Annotated in this window: 17 protein-coding genes; 12 read left to right on the top strand and 5 right to left on the bottom strand. The window is 45.8% G+C overall.

From position 1 onward, the window contains the following. Positions 1 to 2: 2 nt before the first annotated feature. Both ptsP and ACYQ4O_RS02750 read left to right on the top strand, forming a co-directional pair. On the top strand, positions 3 to 1,820 hold the full coding sequence (gene ptsP / locus ACYQ4O_RS02755) for a phosphoenolpyruvate--protein phosphotransferase (protein WP_304703183.1): 1,818 nt from the start codon (positions 3 to 5) through the stop codon (positions 1,818 to 1,820). Then, positions 1,810 to 2,478, top strand: coding sequence for a UPF0149 family protein (locus ACYQ4O_RS02750; protein WP_304703184.1), 669 nt, complete (start codon positions 1,810 to 1,812; stop codon positions 2,476 to 2,478). The genes ptsP and ACYQ4O_RS02750 overlap by 11 nt, the downstream gene beginning before the upstream one ends. On the opposite strand, the gene ACYQ4O_RS02745 is transcribed toward ACYQ4O_RS02750, so the two are convergent. The 3 genes from ACYQ4O_RS02745 to ACYQ4O_RS02735 are packed head-to-tail and all read right to left on the bottom strand — an operon-like array spanning position 2,475 to position 5,342. Next, entirely contained in the window at positions 2,475 to 3,866 is a 1,392-nt protein-coding gene (locus ACYQ4O_RS02745) for an AmpG family muropeptide MFS transporter (protein WP_460174682.1), read from the bottom strand. The genes ACYQ4O_RS02750 and ACYQ4O_RS02745 overlap by 4 nt on opposite strands. Before the next feature lie 5 nt (positions 3,867 to 3,871). Beyond that, positions 3,872 to 4,564, bottom strand: a complete 693-nt coding sequence (locus ACYQ4O_RS02740; RefSeq protein WP_460174681.1) for a pseudouridine synthase — start codon at positions 4,562 to 4,564, stop codon at positions 3,872 to 3,874. Next, complete coding sequence (locus tag ACYQ4O_RS02735; protein WP_460174680.1) at positions 4,554 to 5,342, bottom strand: exodeoxyribonuclease III; 789 nt, start codon at positions 5,340 to 5,342, stop codon at positions 4,554 to 4,556. The genes ACYQ4O_RS02740 and ACYQ4O_RS02735 overlap by 11 nt, the downstream gene beginning before the upstream one ends. Positions 5,343 to 5,404: 62 nt before the next feature. On the opposite strand from ACYQ4O_RS02735, the gene pyrE reads away from it, so the two are divergent. Next, on the top strand, positions 5,405 to 6,076 hold the full coding sequence (gene pyrE, locus ACYQ4O_RS02730) for an orotate phosphoribosyltransferase (RefSeq protein ID WP_460174679.1): 672 nt from the start codon (positions 5,405 to 5,407) through the stop codon (positions 6,074 to 6,076). Between the two features lie 147 nt (positions 6,077 to 6,223). Then, entirely contained in the window at positions 6,224 to 6,454 is a 231-nt protein-coding gene (locus ACYQ4O_RS02725; RefSeq protein ID WP_460174678.1) for a hypothetical protein, read from the top strand. Positions 6,455 to 6,575: 121 nt separating this feature from the next. On the opposite strand, the gene ACYQ4O_RS02720 is transcribed toward ACYQ4O_RS02725, so the two are convergent. Beyond that, positions 6,576 to 6,866 (bottom strand): hypothetical protein, encoded by a 291-nt coding sequence (locus tag ACYQ4O_RS02720; RefSeq protein ID WP_460174677.1) that lies wholly within the window; start codon positions 6,864 to 6,866, stop codon positions 6,576 to 6,578. Positions 6,867 to 7,036: 170 nt separating this feature from the next. Between ACYQ4O_RS02720 and ACYQ4O_RS02715 the strand changes: the two genes are divergently transcribed. Continuing rightward, on the top strand, positions 7,037 to 7,417 hold the full coding sequence (locus ACYQ4O_RS02715; protein WP_460174676.1) for a winged helix-turn-helix transcriptional regulator: 381 nt from the start codon (positions 7,037 to 7,039) through the stop codon (positions 7,415 to 7,417). 734 nt (positions 7,418 to 8,151) lie between these two features. Here ACYQ4O_RS02715 and ACYQ4O_RS02710 read toward each other — a convergent pair. Further along, positions 8,152 to 17,286 carry an autotransporter outer membrane beta-barrel domain-containing protein gene (locus ACYQ4O_RS02710; RefSeq protein WP_460174675.1) on the bottom strand — a complete coding sequence of 3,045 codons (9,135 nt, stop codon included), beginning with the start codon at positions 17,284 to 17,286 and terminating at the stop codon, positions 8,152 to 8,154. 1,052 nt (positions 17,287 to 18,338) lie between these two features. On the opposite strand from ACYQ4O_RS02710, the gene ACYQ4O_RS02705 reads away from it, so the two are divergent. The 7 genes from ACYQ4O_RS02705 (at position 18,339) to nrfD (ending at position 26,868) form a co-directional block, all read left to right on the top strand. Then, positions 18,339 to 19,784, top strand: a complete 1,446-nt coding sequence (locus ACYQ4O_RS02705) for an amino acid permease (RefSeq protein WP_460174674.1) — start codon at positions 18,339 to 18,341, stop codon at positions 19,782 to 19,784. A 662-nt stretch (positions 19,785 to 20,446) separates the two neighbouring features. Then, entirely contained in the window at positions 20,447 to 21,157 is a 711-nt protein-coding gene (locus tag ACYQ4O_RS02700; RefSeq protein ID WP_308512930.1) for a 4Fe-4S dicluster domain-containing protein, read from the top strand. A gap of 21 nt (positions 21,158 to 21,178) precedes the next feature. Then, the gene (locus tag ACYQ4O_RS02695; protein WP_460174673.1) at positions 21,179 to 23,272 is read left to right on the top strand and encodes an aldehyde ferredoxin oxidoreductase N-terminal domain-containing protein; all 2,094 of its coding nucleotides are present in this window, start codon (positions 21,179 to 21,181) and stop codon (positions 23,270 to 23,272) included. An 18-nt stretch (positions 23,273 to 23,290) separates the two neighbouring features. Continuing rightward, a complete protein-coding gene (locus tag ACYQ4O_RS02690; protein ID WP_308512928.1) occupies positions 23,291 to 24,124 on the top strand; it encodes a hypothetical protein in 834 nt (277 codons plus the stop codon). 22 nt (positions 24,125 to 24,146) lie between these two features. Next, entirely contained in the window at positions 24,147 to 25,226 is a 1,080-nt protein-coding gene (locus ACYQ4O_RS02685; RefSeq protein WP_460174672.1) for a cytochrome c3 family protein, read from the top strand. A gap of 45 nt (positions 25,227 to 25,271) precedes the next feature. Continuing rightward, complete coding sequence (locus ACYQ4O_RS02680) at positions 25,272 to 25,940, top strand: 4Fe-4S dicluster domain-containing protein (protein WP_460174671.1); 669 nt, start codon at positions 25,272 to 25,274, stop codon at positions 25,938 to 25,940. Between the two features lies 1 nt (position 25,941). Next, entirely contained in the window at positions 25,942 to 26,868 is a 927-nt protein-coding gene (gene nrfD, locus ACYQ4O_RS02675; protein ID WP_460174670.1) for an NrfD/PsrC family molybdoenzyme membrane anchor subunit, read from the top strand. Positions 26,869 to 26,906: the final 38 nt, after the last annotated feature.

Below are 26,906 nucleotides of genomic sequence, written 5' to 3'. Positions count from 1 at the left end.
CCATGACGGAAAGCAGCGCAACAGGCAGAAAGGAACTTAGCGGAATAGGCGTATCGAGCGGACTCGGTTTCGGCAGAGCACGCGTAATGGCGATGGCTCCGCTACAGCTTCCTCAGTATTCCATCGCTCCTGACCAAATAGAATCAGAAAAAGAAAGATTGGTTAAGGCAATTGCTTCCGTTAATAAAGAAATTAACCGCATGCTCTCCAGAACCCCGAAGAGAGCCCCGAAAGAGCTGAAGTCCTTCTTGGAAATGTTCAAGATGCTCATCAATGATCAAACCATGAAAGAAGAGGTTGATCATATTATTGCCGAGCGCTTGATCAATGTGGAATGGGCGCTGGCACAGCACTTGGAAGAGGTAAAAGCGGTTTTCGAAAATATGACCGACTCTTACCTGGCAGAACGCGGTGATGATATTGAACATGCCGTCAATCGTCTGCAGGAAGAGCTTCTCGGAAAGGGCAGACGTCTCCAGGCTGAAGTTAGAACAGCCTTAGAAGAAGTCATCCTTGTTACGAACGACCTATCTTTGGCAGACGTGATTTGGCTGACCGAATATGAAGACCTTGACCTTGTAGGCATTATCACAGAGAAAGGCGGACCGACATCTCACACTGCGGTTCTGTCGCAGACATTGTTTATACCGGCAGTTGTTGGGGTTGCAGGAGCTAGAAGCCAGATTCAAGACGGGGATCAGCTCTTCGTAAACTCTAATACCGGAGAAATAATCTGTAATCCCTCGCCGGAAGAGATTCTGGAAATTACAGCTCAAGTCCAAGAGCAGGAAGAGCTTTACTCTGAGTTCTACCGTGCCCGCAGACGTGTCGCAGAAACAAAGGACCAAAAGCATAAGGTTAAGCTTCTGGCTAACATCGCCATGGTTGCCGGCTTGGATGAAGTCTTGCATCAGGGCGCTCAGGGCGTGGGGCTCTTTCGCAGTGAATATTTGTTCATGGGAAGAAACCGACTTCCTGACGAGGAAGAACAGTACGAAAGCTACAAAGAACTTATCGAGTCGATGGGAGGCAGGCCCGTAACTATTAGAACCTTGGATGTGGGAGGAGATAAACTTCTGACTCACGAGGCAAAAGCGGCCAACCTTCCCCAGACTGCTCTAAATGAAGAGGAAGAGAATCCGGCTTTGGGTTTGAGAGCCATTCGTTTTACCTTGGCTAATCCGTCCCTTTTCTTAACTCAGATAAGAGCCATTCTCCGTGCAGCATATAAAGAAAACGTCAAGATTCTGCTTCCGATGGTAACTTCCATAGAAGAAATCATTGAGGCAAAAAGATATATCGAGACGGCAAAGGCACAGCTTGCTGCAGAAGGAAAGCTCTTCAATCCTGAAGTTCCGGTTGGAATTATGGTAGAAGTTCCGGCCGTTGCTATTCGTCCCGAGCCTTTCCTTCGAGAGGTAGATTTTGCATCATTGGGAACCAACGACTTGGTCCAATACACGTTGGCTGTGGACCGCGGAAATCCATCCGTCGCTCCGATTTACAGCGAATACCACCCGGCAGTCCTCCATTTGATTGCCAATACGGCAAAGGCGGCTCAGAAGCTTAATAAACCGCTTTCCGTGTGCGGCGAGATGGGCGGAAAGAAAAATTTAGCGCCGTTCTTTGTCGGTTTGGGATTCGAAGAACTTTCGATGGCGGCAATGCAGATTCCTTCCGTCAAAAAACAGATTAGGAAATTGACACTGGAAGAGTGCCAAAAGTTTGCCAAAAATCTGCTGAGAAAAAATACTTCTGCTGAAGTAAAGACAGCAATAAACAATTTCATGACTAAACACGAGGATAAAAATGTCAATTAAAAACGATGCCCTGACGATGGAAGAGTTCGAAGAGATGGAACGCCTGACCGAAGCAGTGGCTCAGGAAGTCGGACCGCATGACATCGATGCTTCTTTTTTGGACGGCTTTTTAACCGGATGGGCTCTTTTACCGGATGCTCCGGGACATCGTGTTTGGATTGAAGCAGTTTTTGCCAAAGACGGGAAGCCGATTGCCGAGACTGAAGACTTCAAGAAGCTCAGAAAGCTGCTAATGAAGAGATATAAAGAAATCAACGAACAACTTAAGAACTCTCAGGTTATTGATCCGGTACGCTTTGAGCCGGAAACTGAAGAGCTTCTTGCCGAACCTCTGGAAGAACAGCTCAGCTACCTTAGTCCCTTCGTTAACGGTCTCTACTGTGCTGTTTACGACATCCCGAATAACTTGAACTTCAATGATCTGGATTCCGTTTATCCCTTAGTTGTAGGCACGTCTAATTTGGAATCGATCTTAGGCAAACCGCAGAATGAAGCCGGAGAAGAAGTCGAAGAAACGGCTGTCACCTATGACGATTTCTACGATGCTCTTGAAGCGGTGGTGAATAACGTGGCTATTATGGCAAACGGTATGAAGGGTTATCCTCTTCCGCCGGATGTAGAAGAGAAGTTGGCCGAGGAAGAAGAACCTGAAAGTTAATTCGGCGGATTTTTCTTTTGCAAAAAAGCAATAAGAGGAATTAAAACCAGGACGGGGAGGCCGAGCAGCGCAGTACCGATAAAGAAATTGCTGTAGCCGACGGCTTCCACGATTACTCCCGAGAATCCTGCCAGGAATTTCGGCAGGATAAGCATGATTGAGGAGAACAGCGCATACTGAGTCGCTGAATAGGCGACGTTCGTAAGTCCGGAGAGATAAGCCACAAACGCGGCGCTGGCCAACCCACCTGCAAGGTTATCGGCACTGATGGTAAAAATCAGGAAGGTTACGTCATGGCCGACGGTGGCTAGCCAAGAGAACAAAAGATTTGTAGCTGCAGATAGAACTGCACCTAAGAACAAAGTTTTAAGAACACCAATCTTGAGGACGACGGCGCCTCCTAAGAAAGCCCCCGCCAAAGTCATGATGACGCCGAAGATCTTAGAAATGGCGGCAACTTCTTCCTTTGAATATCCTAAGTCCCGATAAAAGGGATTGCTCATGACTCCCATCACAACATCGCTGATGCGGTATGTTGCAATCAGCAGAAGAATTGCAACGGCGTGCCAACGGTAGCGAATGAAGAAATCATAAAGCGGAGTAAGACAGATAACTTTCAGCCATCCGATAACTTTGGAGGCGGGAAGCGGAAGGTTAGGATGTGCTAGGCAGAATGCATCGATTGCTGTTTTGGTTTGAGCCAGTTGCTCTGCTTTATGTTCTTTGTCGGCCTCATTGGGGGGCGGAGATAAAAGTGTTGTACAGAGGCCTACCGCCATAGAAGCCGCCATCACTGCATAAGCCACTGTCCAGCCGAATTGATCGTAGGTAAGGGCGTCGTCAGCTCTTGAGGCAAAAGCAGCAATAGCAAAAGCTCCTGCGCCGGCCCAAATCATGGCTAAGCGATAGCCCGTTTGATAGGAGGCTGCCAGCGCACCCTGATATTCTTCAGCGGCACTTTCGATTCTATAGGCATCCAATGAGATGTCTTGAGTAGCGGAAGCAAAGGCCGTTAGTCCGGCAAAGATGCCTAATTGAAGCAGTTGGGTTTGCGGATTGCTGAAAGCCATTCCAAGCAGACCGATGACGATGAGAACCTGAGAAAAAGAAAGCCACGCTTTGCGCTGACCCAATTTTGCGGTCAGGTAGGGAAGGCTGATATTGTCAACGAGAGGTGCCCACAGCCATTTGCATCCATAGGCTAGTCCGAGCCAAGACATAAAGCCGATGGTTTTTAAATCAACTCCTGCTTCTCTAAGCCAAAAGCCAAGCGTTCCTAGCACCAAAAGAAGCGGAAGGCCGGCCGAAAACCCAAGCAAAAACATCCTCAGACAGACAGGCTGAAGATAAATCTTAAAGAGGGATTTCCAAGAAGCAGAGTCAGACATAGGAACTAATAAATCTCTGAAGGAGTGTCAACCCAGGTCCATTCTCCGAGAGGCAAATCCTTTGGGAGATCTAATTTCCCGAATTTGATTCTTTCTAAAGCTTCAACTCGATTGGAGACAGCGGCAAGCATTCTCTTTACTTGATGGTATTTGCCTTGAAAGATTGTCAGATCCAGGACTTTTTCTGAAATTAAAGAACACTCATGGGCTTTAACAATCTCGTCGGAGTCATCGAGTTTTACGCCTGCCAGAAGCTGCTGAATCATTTTCTCGGTAATCGGATGCTTTGCTGTGACTCTATAGACTTTGGGCACTTTTTTCTTAGGATGAGTCAGGCGATGATTGAGCTTACCGTCATCTGTCAGAAGGAGAAGTCCTGTTGTGTCTTCATCAAGGCGCCCGATAGGCTGCACGCCTCTGACGCGCAAAGGCGGCGGAAGAAGAGAAAGTACGCTGGGATGATGCAGAGGCTTCAAAGAGCACTCGTAATGCTGAGGTTTATTGAGAAGGATGATAGCCTTTTCAAAGAATCTCCACGGTTTACCGTCAACCTCAAATGTGAGATTGTCGGTATCAATCTCTTCATAGGGATCGGTAACGAGCTCGCCGCTTGCCTTAAATCTTCCGTTGGCGATGATTCCGACACATTCATGGCGAGTGCCGAAACCCTGAGAAAATAGTACTTGTTCAGCTTTCATGTTCAGGTGAAAACAAATAGTCGATGATGAGCGGAGCGTGATCCGAGAATCTTTCCTCCTTATAAATCGATGCATTCGCAGCCGCATCGCAGATGAGAGGAGTACCAATCTGATAGTCAATGCGCCAGCCGACGTTCTTTGCTCTGGCTTGGCCTCGGTTGCTCCACCAGGTGTATTGCTCCGGACGTTTATCTAGTTTTCTGAAGATGTCGAACCATCCTTCGTTATCAAAAAGGTTTGTCATCCAAGCTCTTTCTTCAGGAAGGAAGCCGGAATTTTTTAAATTTCCTTTCCAATTCTTTATATCGATTTCTTTGTGAGCAATGTTGACGTCTCCGCAAACGAGAATCTCTTTTCCGGTTTTCTTAAGTTCACGAAGGTGAGGCAGGAATACGTCCAAGAAACGGAATTTAGCTTGCTGACGTTCATCCGAGGAACTTCCTGAAGGGAAGTAAACTGAAATCAAAATAAAATTTTTGAAGGAGAGTTCAACGTAACGGCCTTCGTTGTCAAACTCTTCAATGCCGAATCCTAAACGGACTCTGTCGGCTTTTTCTTTGCTGTATACGGCACAGCCTGAGTAGCCCTTTTTGGCAGCATAGTGTGCATAAAAGTTATAGCCCGGGCAGTTCCGAATATTTTCGGAAATATCAGACTCTTGAGCTTTCAGTTCTTGGATGCAAACAAAATCCGGATTTTGTTCTTTCATCCAATTAAAAAAACCTTTTTGAGAGGCACTTCTGATGCCGTTTGTATTGATGGTGATAACTCGTAGCACTTTTACACTGGAAAAAATTCTAAAATCGTAAGATTAATCGTTTAACTTTTTACTTACCTGAAATGTCCACTCTACAGCAAAACTTTATCCAATTTTGTATTGATTCAAAAGTTCTCAGATTCGGAGAGTTTAAGACGAAAGCAGGCCGTTTGTCCCCGTACTTCTTCAATGCGGGCCTTTTTAACACCGGCTCCATGCTTCATACTTTGTCAGATTTTTACGCGAAGACTCTTATCGCCGCAATCGATACAGGCCGAGTAAAGTGCGATATGGTTTTTGGCCCTGCTTATAAAGGCATTCCTTTGGGCTGTGCCGTTGCAATCCGCATGGCCGAACTCGGCCGAGACCTTCCGTTTGCATTCAACCGAAAGGAAGCTAAGGATCACGGTGAAGGAGGCTCTATTGTCGGTGCGCCTCTTCAAGGTAACGTAGTTATTATCGATGACGTGATTTCTGCGGGAACTTCCGTTAGAGAGTCCGTTAACCTTATCCGTGCCAACGGTGCTGTCCCGTCCGGCGTTCTCATTGCGTTAGACAGAATGGAATGCGCAGGCAACGCAGAAACAGTTAAAAAACAATCTGCAGTCCAAGAAGTAGAAGAACAATACGGAATTCCCGTTTGTTCAATTGCTAGTTTGAAAGACTTGATGAGTTATCTGAAGAACTCAGAAGCTTCCGAACTTAAGCAATACGAGAAAGCCATCGAGGCCTACAGAAAGGCTTACGGAGCTTAAGACTACACAGCACTTTCCAAAACCTAGCAATTGATTAGGTTTTGGAGTGCGCCTCACAGAATGTTTAGTAGAGTAGAAAACCGGGCTCTTCAGCGGAACCTAACTTTGAAAGGTAGCTGCAATTCGGCCGCTTTGTCCGTCTAGTGATTGGCAGAACTCTTTTCTGACCAAACGCTCCAATGTTACTGGCAACGTGTCATAACACCTGGCCTGAACAACAAGATGGAGGAAGAGAAGTATTGGCGTCAGCAAGACAGAGTCTTCAAAAAGGATGATAAGGTCGGGGATAGAGCATGCTCTTTGGAAGCTGACGGCGTAAATGAAATACAACTGTCTTCTACTCAAGTGACATTTACTTTGGACAAAAAAGTTTTATAGGAGGTGACTCTCCTAAAGCATTTTCCGAGAACGTGTTTAGGAATGAGTCACTTCTTTTGAAGACCGGTGGAAACTTAGCAAGGAAATTGTTCTACAGCCACGCTACCGCAGTATGTGACACTTAAGCAACAGCATAAATTTTTACTTCCGGAGTTGCGTGCCAAAGTGGTTTCAGACCTACAAAAACGTCCTCTTTGAACATGGCGCTGTCAAGATAGGCTTTTGCGTTTTCCACGTTGTCAAAGCCATGGAGAACCTGAACATCTTCCTTACGAATTAACAGTTCCTTTGTTAAGGCACCCTTAATCGTGTCAAGGAAGGGCTGTCTGAAATCGTTATAAACCTTTGCGGCAGCCGGACGGTTTTCTTCATTGATTTGCATAGTGATTTCTAAGTAAGCATTTACTTTCATTTGAATTACTCCTAATTTGAGTTCGTTCCTCATGGAACTTGACTAAATTATACGAACGTAACTCTAAAAATGAAATATATAAATAAATTTATTAGTTACTATCAAATTTGATAGTAACTTAAGAGTTGTGGAATATGTTTTATACTTTGACTTGAAAGGAGTGCAAGACTGTGTATACACCAAAGTTAGAAAAAGATATTCGCTGCCCATTGGAATATGGTTTAGATGTTTTTGGGGGAAAGTGGAAGTCCAGAGTGTTGTGCGTATTAGCAGAAAAAGGTACTTTGCGATACAGTTCTTTGAGAAAAGAAATGTCAAATATCACGGATGCCGTGCTCGCTGCAACCCTAAAAGAATTGCAAACGGATAACATGATAATGCGGCAACAGTTTGATGAAATTCCACCCAGGGTTCAGTATTGTTTAACTGATAAGGGTTCTTCGGCAATTCCTATCCTGCAGAGCATTTGTAAATGGTCGGGAGCCTTCCATAAAGAAGATAACAAAAATGCGCTGCCGCAATGTCAAAAGTGCAATTATACGAAACGGTGACGAGAGATAAAGAGAAAGTTTCGGCAGAAGTTTGATGCTAGTTTGGGATTTCTACCGGCTCAACCGAGGGCGATCTTATTTTCTCAAATACAAAGAGTAGCAATGCTTTCGAGCTGACCAACACCTTGAGCTAATTCAATATTTAAGGCCTATTTAAATTTTTTTCTCTTGTCTGCCTTAAAGCTCTCGGACTTCTTTTCTTAGGCATTGGACTGTTATTCTTTTCTGTTGATTAGTGACGCAGCCGAAGCATCCAAATCTCTCATCGACTCCGGCCCATCCTTATTGGCTTGCCGTTTGACACCAGATGGTTATTAATTTAAACAAGAGGGGCGCCGTTCTCGCCGATGGCAGTCTTCTTCCTGAACTTATCACCCCGGACGTCCTCTTAAATTTATCTATCTGGCGTCTGGATTCGTAATAATTGTTGAAAGAGCTCACTGTCTTTTTTAGGCAGGTCAAGCCATTCTGTAAAGAAGGAGCAGTTACAAAATAGTCAAGAGAGTCCTTGGCTTCTACAAGCTTTTATAGGAATACAAGCGTAAAAATTAAAAAATCATTCGAGGCCTTGAGCACCAAGATGTCGAAGGAATTTTTATTACCTTTAACTTCCAAACACGGATTTTAGAATGAGGCTTTTTTATTACAAGATTACTTCTGTGGGAGAGGCTGGAGTCTCCGGTCGTTAACCAGAGACTCCATCCTGTTATTTTGATCCGTGATAAGGCAAGCACTTAGAAGAGCAGCTTGAGGCCAACTTGTGCAGATTCGGTGTGATATCCGGACTGTCCAGCTCGGAATGATCCGCTGACCCAGCCTTTCAGGTTGCGACTGAGGGAACCTTCCGCACCGACTCTGATTTCACCGGTATTTTTGCCCCCGCTCATGTAAACACCTTCGGTTCCCATCTGCACACCGGCCTTCTTCATGTTATGTAGCCAATTGCCTTCGACAAACGCCGTTAGCTTTGTGTCCTGCTTAACCATGAATCGGGCTCCCAGACGAACCGTGGCATTATTCTTACCAAGCTGTTTAAATTTATATCCATGCGTATCGCTGACAGAATTGTTCTTTAAATCTGTGACGATGAGCTGAGCTTGCGGCTGAATAATGAAGTCGGTTTCTTTCTGAGCGCCTGTCTTGGCAAGTTTGAAGCTATAACCTGTTTCGACGGAGAAAGTGAATCCGTGAGAGCGGAATTTGAGCTCCGGATCTTCTCCGGTAATCCGGTTGTCATAGCGTCCGTACTGCAGCCAAGTATCAGTATAGAAGCCGTCATCTGCATCTGAGCCGGTATAGAAGGTCCCGTAAACGCCAAAGGCGAAACCATCGATTTTCCCTTTGGAGAAGGAAGCTGCTCTTGTCTTAGATTTTCCGTAAAGACCGCCGGCATAGAAACCAGCGACAGCATTGGTTTCAGCAGAGGGTTTGAAGCGCAGGGCGTCCATACCCAGCTGAGTAACGGAGGTAGAAAGACGAGTCTTTTCTCCTTCGGTACTGAAGCGAGAGTGAGAAGCAAGCTGACGGACCCATCCTGCAGCCTGACGGAGCTCACCTGATTGAGGATCGACCACGTAGGCCTGACCCATTCTGTCGTGCAGGCGCATATTCATCTGTTCGGCAGCTAGTGCTAAGCCGATGTACGTACCGGCCTCAGAGCGTACGCGTCGGTTCACAGAGTTTAAGTACCAGCGTTTATTGTCGGCAGAATTCATCAAGAGATAATCATAGGCACCGGCTTTGGCTGCCCCGTCGAGCAGGAAGCTGACATTAGAGTCGCCCTCGATGCTGACCAAGGTTATGCCTTCTTGAGTTTGAGCACCTTTACCATCCAAGTTATTAACTCGAATGAATCCGTTTCCTGTTGCGTTTCCCTTGACGAGGAGAGTGTTTTGATGCGAGTTGGTATCTGAAGCCAAATCAGCATCAAACACTAAAGTACCTCCTTCGCCGACAAAGTCGCCGTTTACGGTCAGCTTACTTTCCGTGGTCTTCTTTGCATCAATGCCGTTAAGGTATACGGTACCGGCATTTGTCAGGTTGTTTATCGAACCGAAAGCTTGTAAATAAGCACCTTTTCGGACATCAAAGGAAGCGGCAAGATTTAATGGATCTTCTGCTGTTCCGGAAAGTGCTCCGCCTTGTTCGATAGTGGTTGTGCCTTCAGAAGCGTAATTCGAATGAAGCGTGAGGACACCTTTTCCTGTCTTAATGACATTGCCGGATCCAGTAAGTTTTCTGCTTCCAGCTGAGCGAGTTACCAGTGCGACCTCGTTCCATCCTTCATCTGCGTCAAGGTTCAAGTGTAGAGTACCTTCATTCTTAATCTCTGAGGCTCCTAAAGCATCAAGTTTTTCCACAGCCAGATGGGAAGGAGAGTCGAGAACGATTGTTCCGGTAAATCCAGTGGAGGATTTGGAGAACTTTATATCGGACTTAGACAGATTGATCGAACCATCTCCATGGAAAGTGTTGGAAACGGAGGAGCCGTCAGTAATGTCCTTGAAGGTTAGGCCGCCTTGTTCTTCCAGAGTAACGTCCGAAGAACCCAAAGATTGAGAGGATAGAGCGAGGACGGAAGCATCGTTGGCGATTTCCACATTTCCTGTGAGTCCGGCATTAGAGTGAGAGACCTGTAAAGTCTCAGATTCGACTTTAAGGGTGCCGGTTCCTGTCAGGGCATTATGTCCGTTGGAAAGTCCACCTTTAGCCAGAGTCAAAATAGCATTCTTATCCACGAATACAGAGCTTTGTCCGGCGAATTGGTTGAGTTTTCCGATAGTTTGAGTTGTTCCGGCGGCTTGTTCATATGAAGAACCGGCATCCAGGATGAGTTCACTTGTCTTGCCAAGAGCGCTATCTGTCGCAGCTACAAGCTTCATGCCTTGAGTAACGGTTGTTGTACCTGTGTAAGCATTGGCACTATTTTGCAGCCGAATAATATTTCCTTCTTGTTGGCCTTTTGCAATGACAAGGTTGCCGCTTGAACCGGCTTCGTCTTTGATCCATGCAGAGAAAGTATCTCCACCGGCTAATCGTCCCGGTGTTAAGGTCAGAGTCTTACCTCCTTTAATTTCTACGCCGACAAGACCGTAACCGACGTAAATACCTGCCTTTTCTGCGGATTGTTCAGAGGTAAAGGCTGAGAGACTGAAGTTATAGTGTCCTGTCCCTATTTGGTTTTGATCTTCCTGATCACCAGAATAAAGCTTGTGTGTGCTGTCCTCGATTTGGCGTGCATTTCCGCTTTCATCAAAGAATTCGCTGACCAGTTTGTTTTTGTCAAGGTCGCCTACAACGAGTGATGTGTTCTTCCAAGTATCTTCATTGTAGAGTCCGACAATTTTTGCATGAAGAACGCCATTTAGGGTACCTTCGTCTTGGTCAAGTAAAGAGAAGTCTTTAATGGCCTCGTAGTAACTGTCTTGAGAGTTGACGGCACTTTCGGATAGGCCAACTTGGATTTTGCCTGTGCCGGAGAGCTTTAACTCATGCGTGCCTGTTTTGTCCCCGGATTCGAGATAGCCGCTGATATTCAATAAGGTCTTGGCATCTGCTTTGCCCGGAGTGACGATAGCATTCGAAGCATCCAATGTTCCTCCGTTAAAGCTCAGACCACCGATTTTGTAGGGAGTATCGCTTGAGGGGACCTGGATTAGGGCTTTTCCGTTTTTATCTAAGACAAGTGAGCCTCGGGTCAGGGCTGCTTGGGCATTTGCCGTGAGATCGACGTAGGCATTTTCAACATGGATGTCACCGTAGAATTGTTCTCCCATCGTCTGAGCGACATCGGTTGTGAACATGATTCGATGGGCAGTATTTCCTGCTCCAATAACAATCGTTCCACCGCCGGAGATGACATTCTTTAATTCCCATTCTTCGTCATACTTCAAGAGAAGGGAGGATCCTTTCTCAACATTAGCACTAACGTTTTTTGCATTGGCAAATCCGGCAAGTTTGCCAAAAGAAAGTGTGGACCCATTGTTTATTTCATAACTTCCATGGAATTTGTCGCTGTTATTAATTTTGAGGTCAGATTTTGAAGTGACTAAGATATTGCCATTGTTGGATTTCAAATTATTGTCAAAGTTCTCATTTAAACCTTCCAAGGTCAGACGAGATTCTTCTGCAATTTCAATATCCATTGCTCCGATAGAATCGGTCTTCGTCAAAATAACTTCAGCCTTAGTTTTCTGAGAACCAATGTCTAATTTCCCTTTTAGGTCTTTATTAGAACTTTCGATCCTGAGTGCGCCTGCGTCAATAAGAATGTTGCCCTCACCTCCAAGGCTGCCTTGAATCCATGAAGAAGTGCCTTCACTCCAATTGCCGATGCTTCCACCTGCATTAACCAGATGTAGGCTAGAGGAGGAACCTTTTGTTAATTGCCAGTTCCCTTTTCCGAAAATTCTATCGACGTATGTTTGCTCGGCAATGTTGATAGTTCCGGAGTTTTCAATTACAGAGACATGACTATCCTGGGTTCCTAAGCCTTGGGCATTTTCTAATGTCAAAGAACTGTCAGGATTAACCTTTAATATTCCTTCGAATTTAGTAGCACCTTCGTTGGCATTAAAAATTAGATTATCCGTAATAATAATTGTGCCTTTACCTAGGATGCCAGCCGAAAAATCATCGCCTTGGGAGCCAATGCCTTTTTCAAAAGTTACAGTCTTATCTTCCTGTACATCCAATAATGTGAGGATTGAAGTAACGAAGGCACCGATTTCGTTATCTTTTGTATTTGTGTAGTCGATGTCGAAGGTTCCCTCAACACCTTTAGCCAGCTCAAGTTTCTTTTCTGCATTAGCCACGGAATAAGTAAACTGTGGATTGGGAGTTGAGGTGTCTTTAGGGCCACTAACTAGCGTGATATAAGCTGTCTCATCCAAATCAAGAAGTTTTGACCATTCGCCATTTATATCTGCAGTAAATCTGTCTAGACTAATCTGGCCGTTGATGGTTCCTAATTCATTAACCTGCAGACTGCCCGCGGCTTTTTGATTGACTAAGTCAACTTTCCCTAACTTCAACACTGACCCGGAGGACATTTCAAGTTTGAAGAGTTCCCTGTCTCCTATTACCAGTGCGGAAGAATTGTTTACCAGTTTTAACGTGGCGTTTTGCAATGCCGTCACATTTTGCTTTTGCTCTTGCTTATCAGAAAGTTCTATGTGTGCCTGCTGAAGCTCGAGGGTACCCGAAAACTCTCCTTGTTTTTCTTTAAAAGTAAAAATGTTGGCTTTGCTGTTCTGTGCTTCGTAAACGATGCTGCCTGAGCCCTCGAAGATGTTAGAGGAGCTCCAGGAATTAGGGCCACTGTATTGAACCGTGCTGTTCTGATCCAGCTTAATGAGAGAACTTCCGAGCGAGGATACCTTTCCAAGCGTCAAGGAAGTGTATTCCAAAGAAACTGGGGCTCTGAATTGATCATTAGAGGAAGAGATTGTGACGTTTAGGACGGAGCCCTCTTTTCCTTCAAAATTAAGGTTTTTACCACCAGTTAAGGTTCCTTCAACTGTAGAGTCTCCTCTAATCGTCAGGCCAGCGGCCGCATCCATTACAACTTTGCTGGAGCTATCAGTATTGAGGCTTCCGATGGTATGAGAACCATCCTTGAGAGTAAGCGTGGAAGCCTCTTCAAGCGAAACTTCGGATGCAAACAATCCATATTTCTGACCAAGGGCTCCGGCCACGGCTGTCAAAGCAGATTTGGAGGTAAGAATCAGTGCACTATCAAAGTTATTGTCACGATTATCAAAGATTAGGTCTCCGTGAATTTCGACTTTGCTGCCGCTTCCCTCGTTGCTGGTTAACTTCGCCGACAAAGTTGAATCGAGACCATTTTCGACAGGTCCTAAAACCAAGGTCTTCCCATCATTGACATTAACTGTTGTGAGTTTGTAACCTAATCCAAAACCTTCAGAGGTGCCGAATAGAGGAGAGCTGGAAGTATCGGCAGTAAGTCCCCAAGAGTAGGTCAGTTCAGCAGTCCCGTCCTTATAGTCAAATTTTTGTGATCCTAAGTCTAGGTCTGTTCCGTCGGCATTGACTAATTTGATATTGGCCAAACTTCCAGTGACATTGCCGAATCCAAAGTAAAGTTTTACAGGACCATTGTCTTGATCTAATAGAGGCAAACCCAAAGAGGCATCGCCTGTGCCTACCTTACCGCTGAGGTTAACTTTTATTTTCCCTTGAGGGGAATTCGAAAAGTCAAATCCTTTGGTGGCGGTAATGGTGTTGGAAATTTCTTTGGCCCCAAGGTGAGTTTCAACAGAGGAAAAATCCAGTGTGGCACCGGCTAAAAAGGTGACTTTTTCCGTGGTTTCAAATTTTTGGGTGACAATGGCCGTGGATTTATCACCTAGCTCCAGTGAAGCCTTTGCCATTGCGGTCGCATTTTTATCGTTAAGTGAAATACCGACGTTGTTGAGAGCAAGGGTGCCGGTAAAAATACCGGAACCGTTCTTAGATCCGAATTCAAAACTATCTTGATTTGTCCCGGAATTAATGAGGCTCAGAGTTCCACTTCCTGAGAGTATCTTGTTTTTAAAAGACGCACCGGTTGTCTCTTGAACGTTTGAATAATAGACCGTGAGAGAAGAGGTTCCGTTTAAGGCAATGTCGCCTGAACCCACTCTCTTCCAACCGTAGTTGCTATCCTTGTCAGTAGAAACTGTGGTATTTTCGAGAGTTAGACCACCTGTAAATGTCTCAGTAGAGTCAGTATAGGTGCCAGCCAAAATTAAGGACTTGCCGCCATTTACCAACAGGGAACCGGCTCCTTGGAAAGTATTTCCTGAGGTTCCATTCGGAGACTCAAACATAACCTTTGAGTTGGCGGCAAATGTGACGGCACTTGTTCCCAGACTGTCTGCTTTGTTAAGTTTTAAGGTTGATCCAGTCAGATTTGTAGGACCGGAGAAGGTGCCGCTGGCCAAAATTTCAAAATTAGCGTTTTCAATGCTTAGCTTTCCTGCTCCACTGACAATTCCGATTTGGCCTTCTTCAGTAGATCCCAAAAGTTTTAGAGAATTACCTTCCTCTATAATCAGTGAGGTTTTGTCGTCGGTTCCACTGATATTCTTTATCGTCTGAGAAGTGTAAGTCGGATTATCTTCGCTGGAATCAGTGCGTTTGGAAATGGTAAGAGTAGCCGCACTTCCAAGCACTACACTTTCGGTATTTCCGAGAGCTTCTGTAGCGACTAAGGAAAGTTTTCCGGATGCTCCGACTTCCGTCTTACCAGAGAAAGAATTTTGCTTGTCCTCTCCTCCGATGAAAACAGTATTCGAAGCAGGAATATAAATCCCTCCGTTTCCCGTTAGTTCCATCTCTGCGGTGTAGGAATCCGTAGAGATGTCAGTTTGATCTTCGGTCAGTCCATTCAGAACCACTTGATCCAAGAGCTCGAGTTTCATAAGACGCGAACCTAAGGCAAGACCACCGGCTTCGGCACTGGTTCCGGATAGATTGGTGACGCTTACAATATCTCCGGCTGAAGCTACTTCTTCGTAGAAATTACCGTCTTCGTCGCGATAGTACAGTTGGGTTTCATCAAAATTTCCCTTAAAAATATTAGTAGTGCCGTCAACATTATTTTTTGATACAAATAGATCGGCGTCTGTCTTCAGCAAAGGGGTCAAAGAGAAGATATGGCCTTTAAAGTTTTTTACGCGTCCGTCGGTGTCTTCTTCTTTAACTTCATAGAGTTCTCCGACACTGAGGTACGGAAGAAGAACGTATTGAGCCGTTGCAACATTTTTCCCATTTTGTTGAATGTTTACTTTATTTATCTCGGGAGATTCTGCTGTTTGAGTCTGGACCTTTTTCAGAAAAGCGATTTTGTCTGTGATTAAGTTTTGGTGTTCCGCATCTTCGTACCAGTTCTTGTCGTCGTCAACCCAAACATAAGTTTCAGAGGGAGAAAAAATATTCTCTCCTCCCCGGAAGACTTGAAGTTGCGGAAGCGGTACGGCAGCGTTGGAGTATGACGGGGCAACTTGGCCGACAATGGGTTTCAGTTCTTTGTTCTCGTCTTTCGAGTATCTTCCGCCGGAGGCGTAAGAGAGACGATATTCAAGAATACGAGACCAATTCAAGTTAAGAGCACGGACGGGTGTGTTGTCAAGAATTTTTCCATCAGAATCCGTGTGGTAACCCGAAGAAATTGCCAGGAAGGTACTTGAGCCTCCGACATTGTCTTGCGCGAGCAGGGAGAATACCGTGTCTTTTGCCTCAACATATGAATTTCCATCTCTCTCCTTTTTTTCAAAGACAGGAACGGTAGTGTCCAAATGCTTGCCGTCACCATTAATTGTAGTGATATTGCCTAAATTCACTACAACGTTAGTCCAGTAATTGTGTTTTCCGTGTGTGATATCACTTTGGTCTTCGTTCAAGCGTGTCAACGTTGAGTGGAAACCGGCGGAGGTTCGGATGTATGACTCTGAAAGACTGTGGCCGAAAGTGACGGTAAGAGGGTTAGCCTCAGTGTAGCTATCCGTTAAAAGTTTTTTCCCCGAAGAATCGGATGTTGCTGTCAAGTCGATTCCTGAAGCATCAAAAACCTTACCAAAGTACACCGTATCTGCATAAATCGAGGAGGCTCTGTTTGCACCGTTTAAGTAAACGGTTCCTCGTCTTAGGTTAACAAGCTTAGAATCGACAAAAGATATATACTCGCTGGGGTTACCGTCGGTTTTTTTGATAAGACCGCCGGAGCTGGCGTATACGGCGGAAGTCCCCTCGAGCACAGCCTGGTTAAGGTAGACGCTGTTGTGGTCTTCGGTCAGACCTATGTTAAAGGCTCTTAGCACTTGATCGGCATTGAAACTGTCACTAGAAGTGTTTGAACCATAGACAAACTTGTGGTAAGAGTTCTTGTCGAACATTACATTATCTAAGAAGCTTAAGCCTCCCGAAACATTGCCTAAGATCTTGGTGTTGTCTATAACTACAGTATTATTTTGTGCAGAAGCATAGCCCAGTCCTCCGTAAACATTGGTACCTTCGCTCTTTTCTCCATCAACACCAATAATAGAGTTTTGAATCAAGACCAAATTGTTTCGGCTGTCTGCCCCAACGGATGTCGAGCCATTTACTGCAGTGCCGTCTTGAGCTCTTCCTCCCACAATGCCGAATTTGCGGGCGATCCCGTCTGTATTAACATTTTTTAAAAAGACAATATTGTGATCCGCCTGAAGGGCATCTCCTCCGAAAATGGAGGGATTCAAGTAAAACTCTCTGTCTACAGCTTTGATTGAAGCAGTGCCTCCCTCTGCTTGCTGGTCATAAACACCGATAAGATTAATTTGATTTTGAGAATTTTCTGCGCCTTTTATCACAACTAGGTTATACGAGGCCTGGGTAATAGGCTTGAGGTTGTTTGAGCCTGTGAGTTCTCTCCAGCTAACTCCTTTGCCTCCTTTGATTCTCTTGAAGTTCAAAGTATTGTTCTCTAGATTAATAAGAACAGAATTATTATTGGCTTTTACGAAATCGCTGTCTTTAGGCGTAGCCGTATTACTTACGGCTCTTCCGGCAAAGTCATTGTTTGCCCCGAAAACGTCCGAAACATACAGGGTATAAGGTTTTTTGCCTGGTTCGAGTGTAAGGGAAAGAGTCCTTTGGCTAAAGTATTTGCTTAAAAGCTCACGTTTGTCTTCAGTTGGAGTTTGACGCTTAAGACCGTCTGTACCATCTTTTGTTCCATTTTTATTGTCTCCGTCATAGTAAGCGCCGAAAATCGAGAATCTTTTTGACTCATTTTCCCCTGCCATATTGCTTTCTTTGGCAGTAATGGAGAGTTTGGAATTCTTGTACGTGGGTTCGCTCAAAGAGCCGTAATCAGCTTTTCCGCTCAAAGTGCTCCAGTTCGGATCCGTGACAAACAATGCCCATCTTTCAGTAGAGAATTCCGGAAGTCTTTTGTACTTCTCTTTTTTTATTTGGTCAGCTATTGACGAAGACGTACCCCCCCCTTATTTGACGTGGCAGAAATTTCTCGGATACCGTCTGCTGGGAAGGCAGCGTTTGTGTCGGCGGAGTACCCATCAGATGGTATTACAAGAGGGAGGGCGACGAGCGCGCTGGCTATGGCAGCGACGAGCTTATTTCTGCCGCTTTTCGGGCATACGGAACGTGCATGTATATACATTTATCTCAGGCTTAAGGTTATTTATATAATTTGGAGCAAATCATAGCCCGAAGAAGGAGAAAAAATGGCAAATCGAGATAGGATTGAAAGTTGGCGAGTTGGCTGAAAGTTTAAGCTTTTAGGGAATGTATCGAGAACGACAATCATTACGTACAAAGTGACTACTTCCAAGAAAAAATAAAACAAGTGCTTAAATTGGGCACGAGTATTGATTTTTACAGCTCCTTTTAAAGAGAGAGTCGTGCGAAGAAAAATTCTCCCCGGTAGCGCACATAGAAAAGCAAATTACACACCTATCGAATTAACCGTCTAGTTGAGGCCAATTTACCCTCGAGAGTTTTGAAAAAATTCTTATGTATTTATTCAAGAAAGTACCTTTTGTTCGGTTCTAAAAAATTTGAATGCAAATAGCTCAAAAATGTATGAGGCTCACAATTTCAACAATAGGCCTTTTGCAGTTCGTCAACTTTTCGTAAGAAGTAAACCGATGTAACTTATTGGGCCAGGGTTTGGCTTTTCGCAACCATCTTTAACGAATTGGGGTGTAATTCCCTAAAAGGACTCCAACTTTTTGATATAAAACACGATTTTTTAGGACTTTATTCTGAATGTTCGACATGTATGGGACGATTCTGCCTCCTCATAAAAATTAAATATAGCTAACGTTAAAGCGGAATAGTTCTGTTTTGGGATCTATAGAAATCTGCATTCGAATCATGGGGCTATAGTCAGAAGTTGAAAGTTGTGGGAGGGAAGGCTGTGGGCGCTACCGATAGAAATAAAACAAGTTTTACGATGAGCATCGGTGCCATGGCTATGCTCACAGTTTGTTCGGTCTTCTCTTTGAGAAATTTGCCGAGCATGGCCGAGTACGGTTGGAATATTATCTTTTTCCTCGTTGCTTCTGCTGTTTGTTTCTTTGTCCCTTCGGCTTTGGTTTCAGCTGAGTTAGCTAGTACATATCCGGAACGCGGCGGTGTTTTTGTTTGGGTGCGTGAAGCATTCGGCCCTAAATACGGATTCCTTGCCATCTTTATGGAGTGGGTTCAGAACTTACCTTGGTATCCGGCAGCAGCGACTTTTGTGGCAACTTGCTTGGCATACACCTTCAGTCCTGAGCTCGCGCATAACCGCTGGTACGTCTTCTTTACCACTATCGCCATCCTTTGGGTTGCGACGGTTCTAAATTTCCGAGGCATGAGGCTTTCGGTTTTTCTCTCCAAATCCGGCGTGCTGGTAGGTACGATTATTTCCGGCTTCTTTCTTATAGCGATTGCATCCGCCTATATTCTCACCGACAAACCGATCCAGATCCCTTTTAACGGAGGCGCAGCCCTTATTCCGGATTTGTCCACTCCAAAACAGTGGATGCTGCTGGCGGGGATGATGGTTTCATTGGCGGGTATGGAAATGAGTTCCGTTCACGTGACCAATATGAAGAATCCGACATCGGCCTTCCCGAGAGCTATCTTCTTGGCCTCGCTTATTATTCTTTTCTTCTCTATCTTCGGTGCTTTATCCGTTGCTTTAGTGGTCCCCGGTACCCAGCTTTCCATGTCTGCGGGCGTATGTCAAAGTTTTGAGACCATGCTTAAAGCTCTTGGTTTTTCATGGTTCACTCCTATCCTTGCTGCTTTTCTGGCCTACGGCGCCCTAGCTTCCATCGTAACGTGGATGAACGGACCCTCCCGCGGCCTTCTAGAAGTAGCCCAAGAAGGTTACCTGCCTAAGTACTGGCAGACCCGGAATTCATTCGGTATGCAAACCAGCATCCTGATTCTTCAGACAGGATGTGCCACATTCTTGGCTTTGAGTGTGTTGGTAATGCCGTCCGTGTCAGACGCCTTTTGGCTCTTTTTAGCCCTTTGCGGAGAGCTCTATATGGTGATGTACCTTCTGATGTTTGCAGCTGCCATTCGTCTTAAGCTGCGGTATCCCGATAAGAAAGGCTCTTATCAAGTACCCGGCGGCAAAGTCGGATTGTGTCTGATGTCAGGGGTTGCTTTCGTTACTTGTTTTATTTCTATTTTGTGCGGATTTGTTCCTCCGGAACAAATTCTCTCAAAGGGAGTTTGGGCGAGCCTTGGGTATATCTTTTTCTTGATTGCCGGATTGGTTATTTTTATTTCAACACCTTTGTACTTCTTCAATCAATATCAGCGCCAACAAAGAAATTCCATTGAAACCGTAGCAAAGCCGCAATAGAGTCCTTTCAAGCTCCAAAAAATGTTTGAAATCTCATGAAAACGTATGAGGTAAGAACCGGTTTATTGACGAGTGAACCTTCCGACACAATACAGTCCAATAATTGTCAAAAATTACAGCTTTTGCGCATACATAGACATCCTTTTCAATAACTTAGCGTGCTAATTTGATGTATTTTTTGTGAAAATCCAACAATAGATCTCAATTTGGGTGTAACAAAATATTTATAACAAAGTGTTAAAAATCATTGATTCCCAGCAGTTATATTCATCCTTTCGGATGAGCTGATAGCGTATTTGAGTGATTATTGCAAAATTTGACGATCTTTAATCGGGTTAATTCTTAGGGATATACTCTGAAACGAAATGAAACGAAACAATTTCTTTCGCCCCAACTAATGGTTTCGTAGCAAGGAGCTCAAAATGCTTTCCGCCCGGATAAATAGAAAAATTACCGGTAGACAAGTTCTCTCTCAATCGTTTTGCTCACTCGTAAAGCAAAACGCGACTCTGCCTTTCTCTCTCCCTCCTCCAAACTAAGAGGATCGTCCATTTTCCGGACGTGAATCCTTATAAATCTGCTTCCCTTCGAAAACCATAAGTTCATTAGTGCGAACTAATGAATAAGCACCCCCATTTACTTTGCAATCAACGGAGTCTTTAATGTTAGATCTTAAAGAACTGCTCTCTAAGGCACGTTTGCCGTTAGATATTACCCGTCGTGGCTTTTTAGAGGTGTCGACAGTTGCCGCTGCAATGGCTGCTATGAATACCGTAAAAGCCCAAACAGGCGCCCAGCCCTATATCATTCTCTCAGCACCAAAAGGCATCCTCATTGCAGATCCGAGCCTTTGTGTAACTTGCCAGCGCTGTGAATTAGCCTGTACGGAATTTAATGACGGAAAAGCCGACCCCAAGCTTGCCAGAATCAAGATTAACCGCAACATGTGGTACGGTCCGCAAGGCACGGCCCTCGTCAGCCCTAATAACGGAGCTTTCGGTTTTGACCCGATTTGTATCCAAGACACTTGCCGTCAATGCGACCACCCGGTTCCTTGCGCTAACGCTTGCCCGCAAGGTGCTATTCGTGTAAATCCGAAGACCGGCGCCCGCTATGTAGACGAAGAAATCTGCATTGGCTGCGGTCTCTGCCAAAAAGCTTGTCCGTGGAACATGATGAGCTTTGATGTTGAAAAAAATGTCGCCAGCAAATGCTTCCTTTGCGATGGCGATCCGAAGTGCGTAAAAGCCTGCCCGACAGAAGCTATCCGCTACGTTCCCTGGGTTGATCGTTCCAAAGAACCGAACCGCAGTCCGCAGCATGGCTATCTGCCCCAGAACAACAACGACCAATGCGGTGTTTGTCACGGCTGATTTTCTCTATAGGTTACGCATATGTCTGATACAAAAAAATACGGTTGGACCGGTCAAGGTCTCAGAATCAATCTTTCTACAGGCGAAGTCTCTACAGTTCCGACAGATAAACAATGGATTGGCGGCACTGCACTCGGCTATAAGATCTTTTGGGATGAAGTGCCTCCTAAAACTCAGGCTTTCGATGAAGCCAATAAACTCGTTATCGCTCCCGGACCTCTGACAGGTACAGGCGCTGTCTGCTCCGGCAGAACATCTATCACAACGATGTACCCGACTACTTATCCGAGACATATGGTCGGAAGTGCTCACTTGGGCGGTGATATCGGTGCAAAAATTAAATATGCCGGCTACGATTTCATCATCATTGAAGGTAAGGCTAAAGAACCTGTTTATATCTACATCAACAACGATGACGTTCAAATCCGCAATGCGGGGCACATCTGGGGCGAAGGGACACGCCGCTCCCATGAATTGATTAGCCAGGAAACTTCTCCGAACGCATCCGTTACCGTTATTGGACCGGCCGGTGAAAACCTTGTCCCCATGTCCATTGTGATTAATGCCAAGAGTCATACAGGCGGCGGTATCGGCGGCGTCTTCGGTTCCAAGAATTTGAAGGGTATCGCGATTGACGGTGACCAAGCTATCCATATCGCAGCTGATAAGGAAGACTGGGAAAAACTCGTCAACCGCCATAAAGAATTGCTCGGCGCTTTGACGCAGACCGTCGTTTCCCGCTATCCGCACCCGCTCTTTGAATACCATTCTTTGAACTCCCGCTGGTCCGGTATGCCCGGAAAACAATGGGGAGCCGCTAATCCTCCGATTAATGTTCCTTTGGATACGCGCCGTCTCTCTAAGATGGCCTTCCGTACCAACGCCGGAGAATTCTTCTTAGGTGATAAGGAATGGGGTCTGCATGTCCGCAACAACGGCTGCTTTGCTTGCCCGATTCGCTGCTATCCGGTTATTAAAGATGTAAAGACTGCGGCTAAATTCAACGTCAGCCCGATTACTGAACAAACTTGCGGCGGTTTACTCTTCCCGGTCTTTTTCTACCCGAATCTCAAGCTGCATCCGGAAAGAAACATCGAGATCGCAATTGTCGGCAGCCAGTTAATGGATGATTTAGGTTTGTGGTGCAACTACGGCCAGATCCAGCGAGATATGGTCATGATGTACACAGACGGTTATTGGAAGAAACTTCTTTCTAAGGAAGAATACGACTCCTTGCCATGGAAGAAGATCGATGACGTTGACGCTTCCGCTATGCAGGAATTTCTTCCGAAGATTGCCTACAGACAAGGTGAATTCGGTAAGTGGATGGGAGAAACAACTCCTGTCATGCTCGAACATTTCGGCATCCCTTTGAAGACATGGAGTGATGACCATCGTTCACTGTATTGGTCCAACGGTCACCCGAAACATCATACCAATGAAGATGATGCACAGCTCGGCTGCGTTTTGAACTGTATGTGGAACCGTGACCCGATGGCCCACGCACACGTTAACTTCACCCGCAGCGGTCTTCCGATCAAGGAAATGAAGCACATCGCTAAAGTGACATGGGGCGACGAAAGCGCAGTTGACCAAATCGGCGATTACACGCCGGTTAATGAATACAAGATGAAGCGTTTGGCATGGGTTATCGCCCGTACGGAACTTCACAACATGTTGGGACTGTGTTCTTGGATGGGCCCATGGGAATATTGCCCGGATGAAAAGAACCAGTATGTAGGCGATCCGAACATTGAAGCCAAGGTGTTCTCCGCTGTAACCGGCGTTAAGAAGACCGGCGACGATTTGGATAAAGATGCAACTCGCGCATGGCTCCTGCAGCGCGTTTACACAATGCGTCAGCTCGACAGCTCTAATATGCGTCAGGATCACGACACCGTCCCGGGTTGGATTTACTGGGATCCGAAGGATAAAAAGCCTTTCACTAAAGGTACTGTCCGCATGGATCCGGCTGATATCCAGAAGAGCTTCGATATCTTCTTTGAACAAATGGGATTTAATAAGCAGACAGGCGTTCCGACTGTCGATACGTTGAAAGAATATCAACTCGACTTCGTCATCCCGGCTCTTCAAAAAGAAGGTCTCATCAAGTAAATCTGAAAGATATTAATTATGAGTAAACAGGAAAATATCTACGATCTGCCTATCTTCAAAGTACACGTTTTACTTTTGGCCGATATCGTTGCCGAATTCAGCGGCAGAACTGAGCTGGTTGACGGCGAGAAGTTAAGAGAAATCTTCCTTCGTAAGGTTCATACAGCCAAGGCCCCGACAGCCGAAGAAATTAAGACTGCCGCAGAAATCACTACGGACGCGGTACTCGAAAGGGCTCTTGATCGTAAAGAGCGTCAGGCATTTGAGGTTCAATTGACTCCGGAGGGAAAGGTTGATCTCTACGAAGCCGAACATCCGAATCTGCGCCCGAGCCGAAAGGCTCTCAGCCGCCGTGAAATGCTCCGCTCATTAGTTCACGGAGATATTCATCCTGCTGATCTGAAAAGTGATGAAGAGTTGGATGCCGAGTTGCCGGGATACTTCGAAGCGGTCATGAAGGCAGCTTTGGAAGGAGATCTTGGCGTAATGAGCATTAAAAAGCCGGACGGCACGGAGTTCTTTTACTTCAAGCCTCTGCTTTCTAACTCTTATGCACGCTTGTTATCCGTCAAAGATGACGATGAAGCGCTTATCTCCGATCAGATAAGAGAAAACTCCCGCATCTATCCGAGACCGGTGCCTGCGCAAATGTTTCTTAAAACTCCCTTCAATTTTGAAAGCCAGCGCCTTGCTGAAATTTTAGACGTGATGGGAAATAAAGAAGAATACAGCGACATCAAGGTGACCAAGACCTCGAGCGGCGTTCTCTTTCTTTACTCAGATAAATATTTGGAAGACGACTACGCTGATTTCCTTGCAGAAGAGCAGGAAAGAAGACCGTTCAATCCATAATTAACGAATTCAAAGGCTAAAAATGTTGAATATCAAAACTTCCGTCATTCTTACCGTATTCGCTTGCCTTGGTTTCAGTTCTATCGCAGCGGCGCAGGACAACGTGCCGGTCCCAGTACCTGAATCTCTTAAGAATGTACCGTTCAAGATCGAAGGCGTCGACGGCTTTCTTCAGTCTCTCGGCATCGATCCTAAAGCTGAACCTAAGAAATTTTCTAAAAAAGAACTTCGCAATCTTGCTGAAGCCAATTACAACGATAAGACAGCGCAGCATTTCATGAGCGTTCATGCTAAACATGGCGTCGGCTGTCTCTCCTGCCACGATCAGACTCAGATCAAAGGTACCGCTTGGATGGCCTACATCAGTAATCCTAAGATGAAGCAGGATTGCAAGGACTGCCATACTGTCCAAGCTGACGTATTCAAGCACACCGATACACACAGCGAGCTTGATTGCATCGCTTGTCATATGCCGACAATGCCGATGCCGGAGCAGTATACGGCTGATCAATCAAAAGCCGCTTCCGTTGCTCTGTATCGAGCCCATATGTACAAGATCAAGCCTTCTCCGGCTCAGACTTCCTATATTCCCCAGGAAGTTGAAGTCGACGGCAAGAAAGTCACCAAGTACGTTTTGGCTAAAGACGAAAAAGGCCGAGACTATGTTGACTTGATGTGGAGCTGCGCACGTAATGCACCGGCTGACTGGACGGTATTTGAAGGCAAAGGCTGCCATAGCCAATACACTTCCAAACTCGAAGAAGGTCTTGTTTACAAAGATCAGAAGCAGATTTACGGTGAATTAAACAAGTGGCAGGATCCGATTAAGAGCGGCTACGAAGAAATTCGCGGCGCTACCGAAAGAATCAACAAACTTCTTGAAGTCACGCGTCTTGATCGAGATCAGAGAACCGAGGTTCTCTCCTATGTCGACTTGGCAACGCAGATTGCCGACATGATCGAAAAGGACGGCTCTTGGGGTGCTCACGCACACAACTACCTGACCCAGCGCTTATCCGCAGCCCAGAATTATATTCGCAAGGCTCAGGGTATCCTCGACAAAGGAAGTTTCTCCAAGACTCCCGTTAATCCACTCAAGTAACCGAGTCAACGCTGTCCTCCATAAAGGGACAGCGAGGAAAATATCATGACAATAGACCGTAGAAAATTTTTAACCACTGCCGCTTTGGGCGCAGTCGGAACGATGATTCCGCTCGACAAAGAAGCAGAAGCCGGAAATGTCAGCGGGTATAAGCCTCGGTTTGTGATGATCTTTGATCAGAACAAGTGTGTCGGATGCGGCGCATGTAAAGAAGCTTGTTCAGAGACTAACAACGTTCCGGCCGGTCAGCTTCGTATGACCCTTGAACGGCAGTCTCCTCTGGACGGAACCCCCGGCAATCGGAAGTATGTACGTGTCTCCTGTCAGCAGTGCTCTGAACCGCCTTGTGTCAGAGTCTGCCCGACCGGAGCGGCCCATATCGACCCGGCCACCAATATCGTTACGATGGACAATGATCGCTGTGTAGGCTGTAAGTACTGTATCGCCGGCTGTCCATACAATGTACGCTTTATCAACGAAAAAACCAAAGCGGCAGAAAACTGCGACTTTTGCCTGCATACCAAGTTGGCTATCGGTGAATTGCCGGCTTGTGTCCAAGCCTGCCGCTATGACGCTTTGATTTTCGGGGACGCTAATAATCCGAATTCATACGTCAATAAGGTGCTCGCCGTTAAGGATACAGTCCGTGTTCGTGCAATGTTAGGTACACAGCCGAATTTGCACTATATCCCGATTATCAAGAAAGGAGTCTGATATGCAACCTACTGACATTATCATTGACTTCACGACCGGATTATCCGGGAGCGTTGCTTGGCCGTGGCCGATTGCCGTGTATCTGTTCCTTGCCGGTATTTCCGGCGGTGCAGTGGCGCTGGCAGTCATTCTGAATTTATTCAGCCATTCTCATGCGGATACTCCTCAGATGAAGGCGGCTAGCCTTGTCGGTTTAGTTACCATCTTGCTGGGGATGGTCTGCTTGGTTCTGGACTTGACCGATCCATTCCAGTTCTGGCGAATCCTCATTTATTACAACCCGACTTCTGTGATGAGCATCGGTGTAATGGCTTTGCTCTTTTACATTCCACTGCTTTTCGTGCTCACGCTGTTGGTTTTCAAGGATTTGAAGATTCTGGCTTTCTTAAAGCCGGTTACCGATTTCCTTGCCGGCTTCCGTGCGCTGTTGGATTGGACCGTGATGATTTTAGCGATCGTGATTTGTGCTTACACCGGCTTCTTGATTTCCGCATTGATTCGCTTCCCGCTTATCAATACGGCCGTTCTTCCGGCGCTGTTCGTTGCATCCGGTTTTTCTGCCGGCGGCGCTGCGGTCCGTCTGGTGGCGATGACATTCGGTGCCCAACGCGAAGATGCTCCTATGCATCAGCTGCATGTGGCCGAGTATCCGATCATTTTGGTTGAAGCCATGTGCATCTTCATGATTGCCGTTTCGCTTATTACCGGAACGGAGGCTGCACAGCTTGCATTTACTGCATTTACGACGGGAATTTGGGCTTGTGTGTTCTGGTTCGGCGCATTCTTTATCGGTATGGTAGTGCCCATTACACTCAGCTTCTTCCGTTCAGCATTTTGCTTCTACACCGGATGCACAGCTGCGATTGTGGGCATGATGTGTTTGCGTTTGTTCATCCTTTACGCAGGACAGCTCAACGGATTGAATTAAAAATAATCTATTAATTTTTAAGATCTAATTGAAACCGG

It is taken from the genome of Turicimonas sp. TL08 (assembly GCF_054660695.1).
This window is presented reverse-complemented; position numbering and strand designations above follow the sequence as displayed.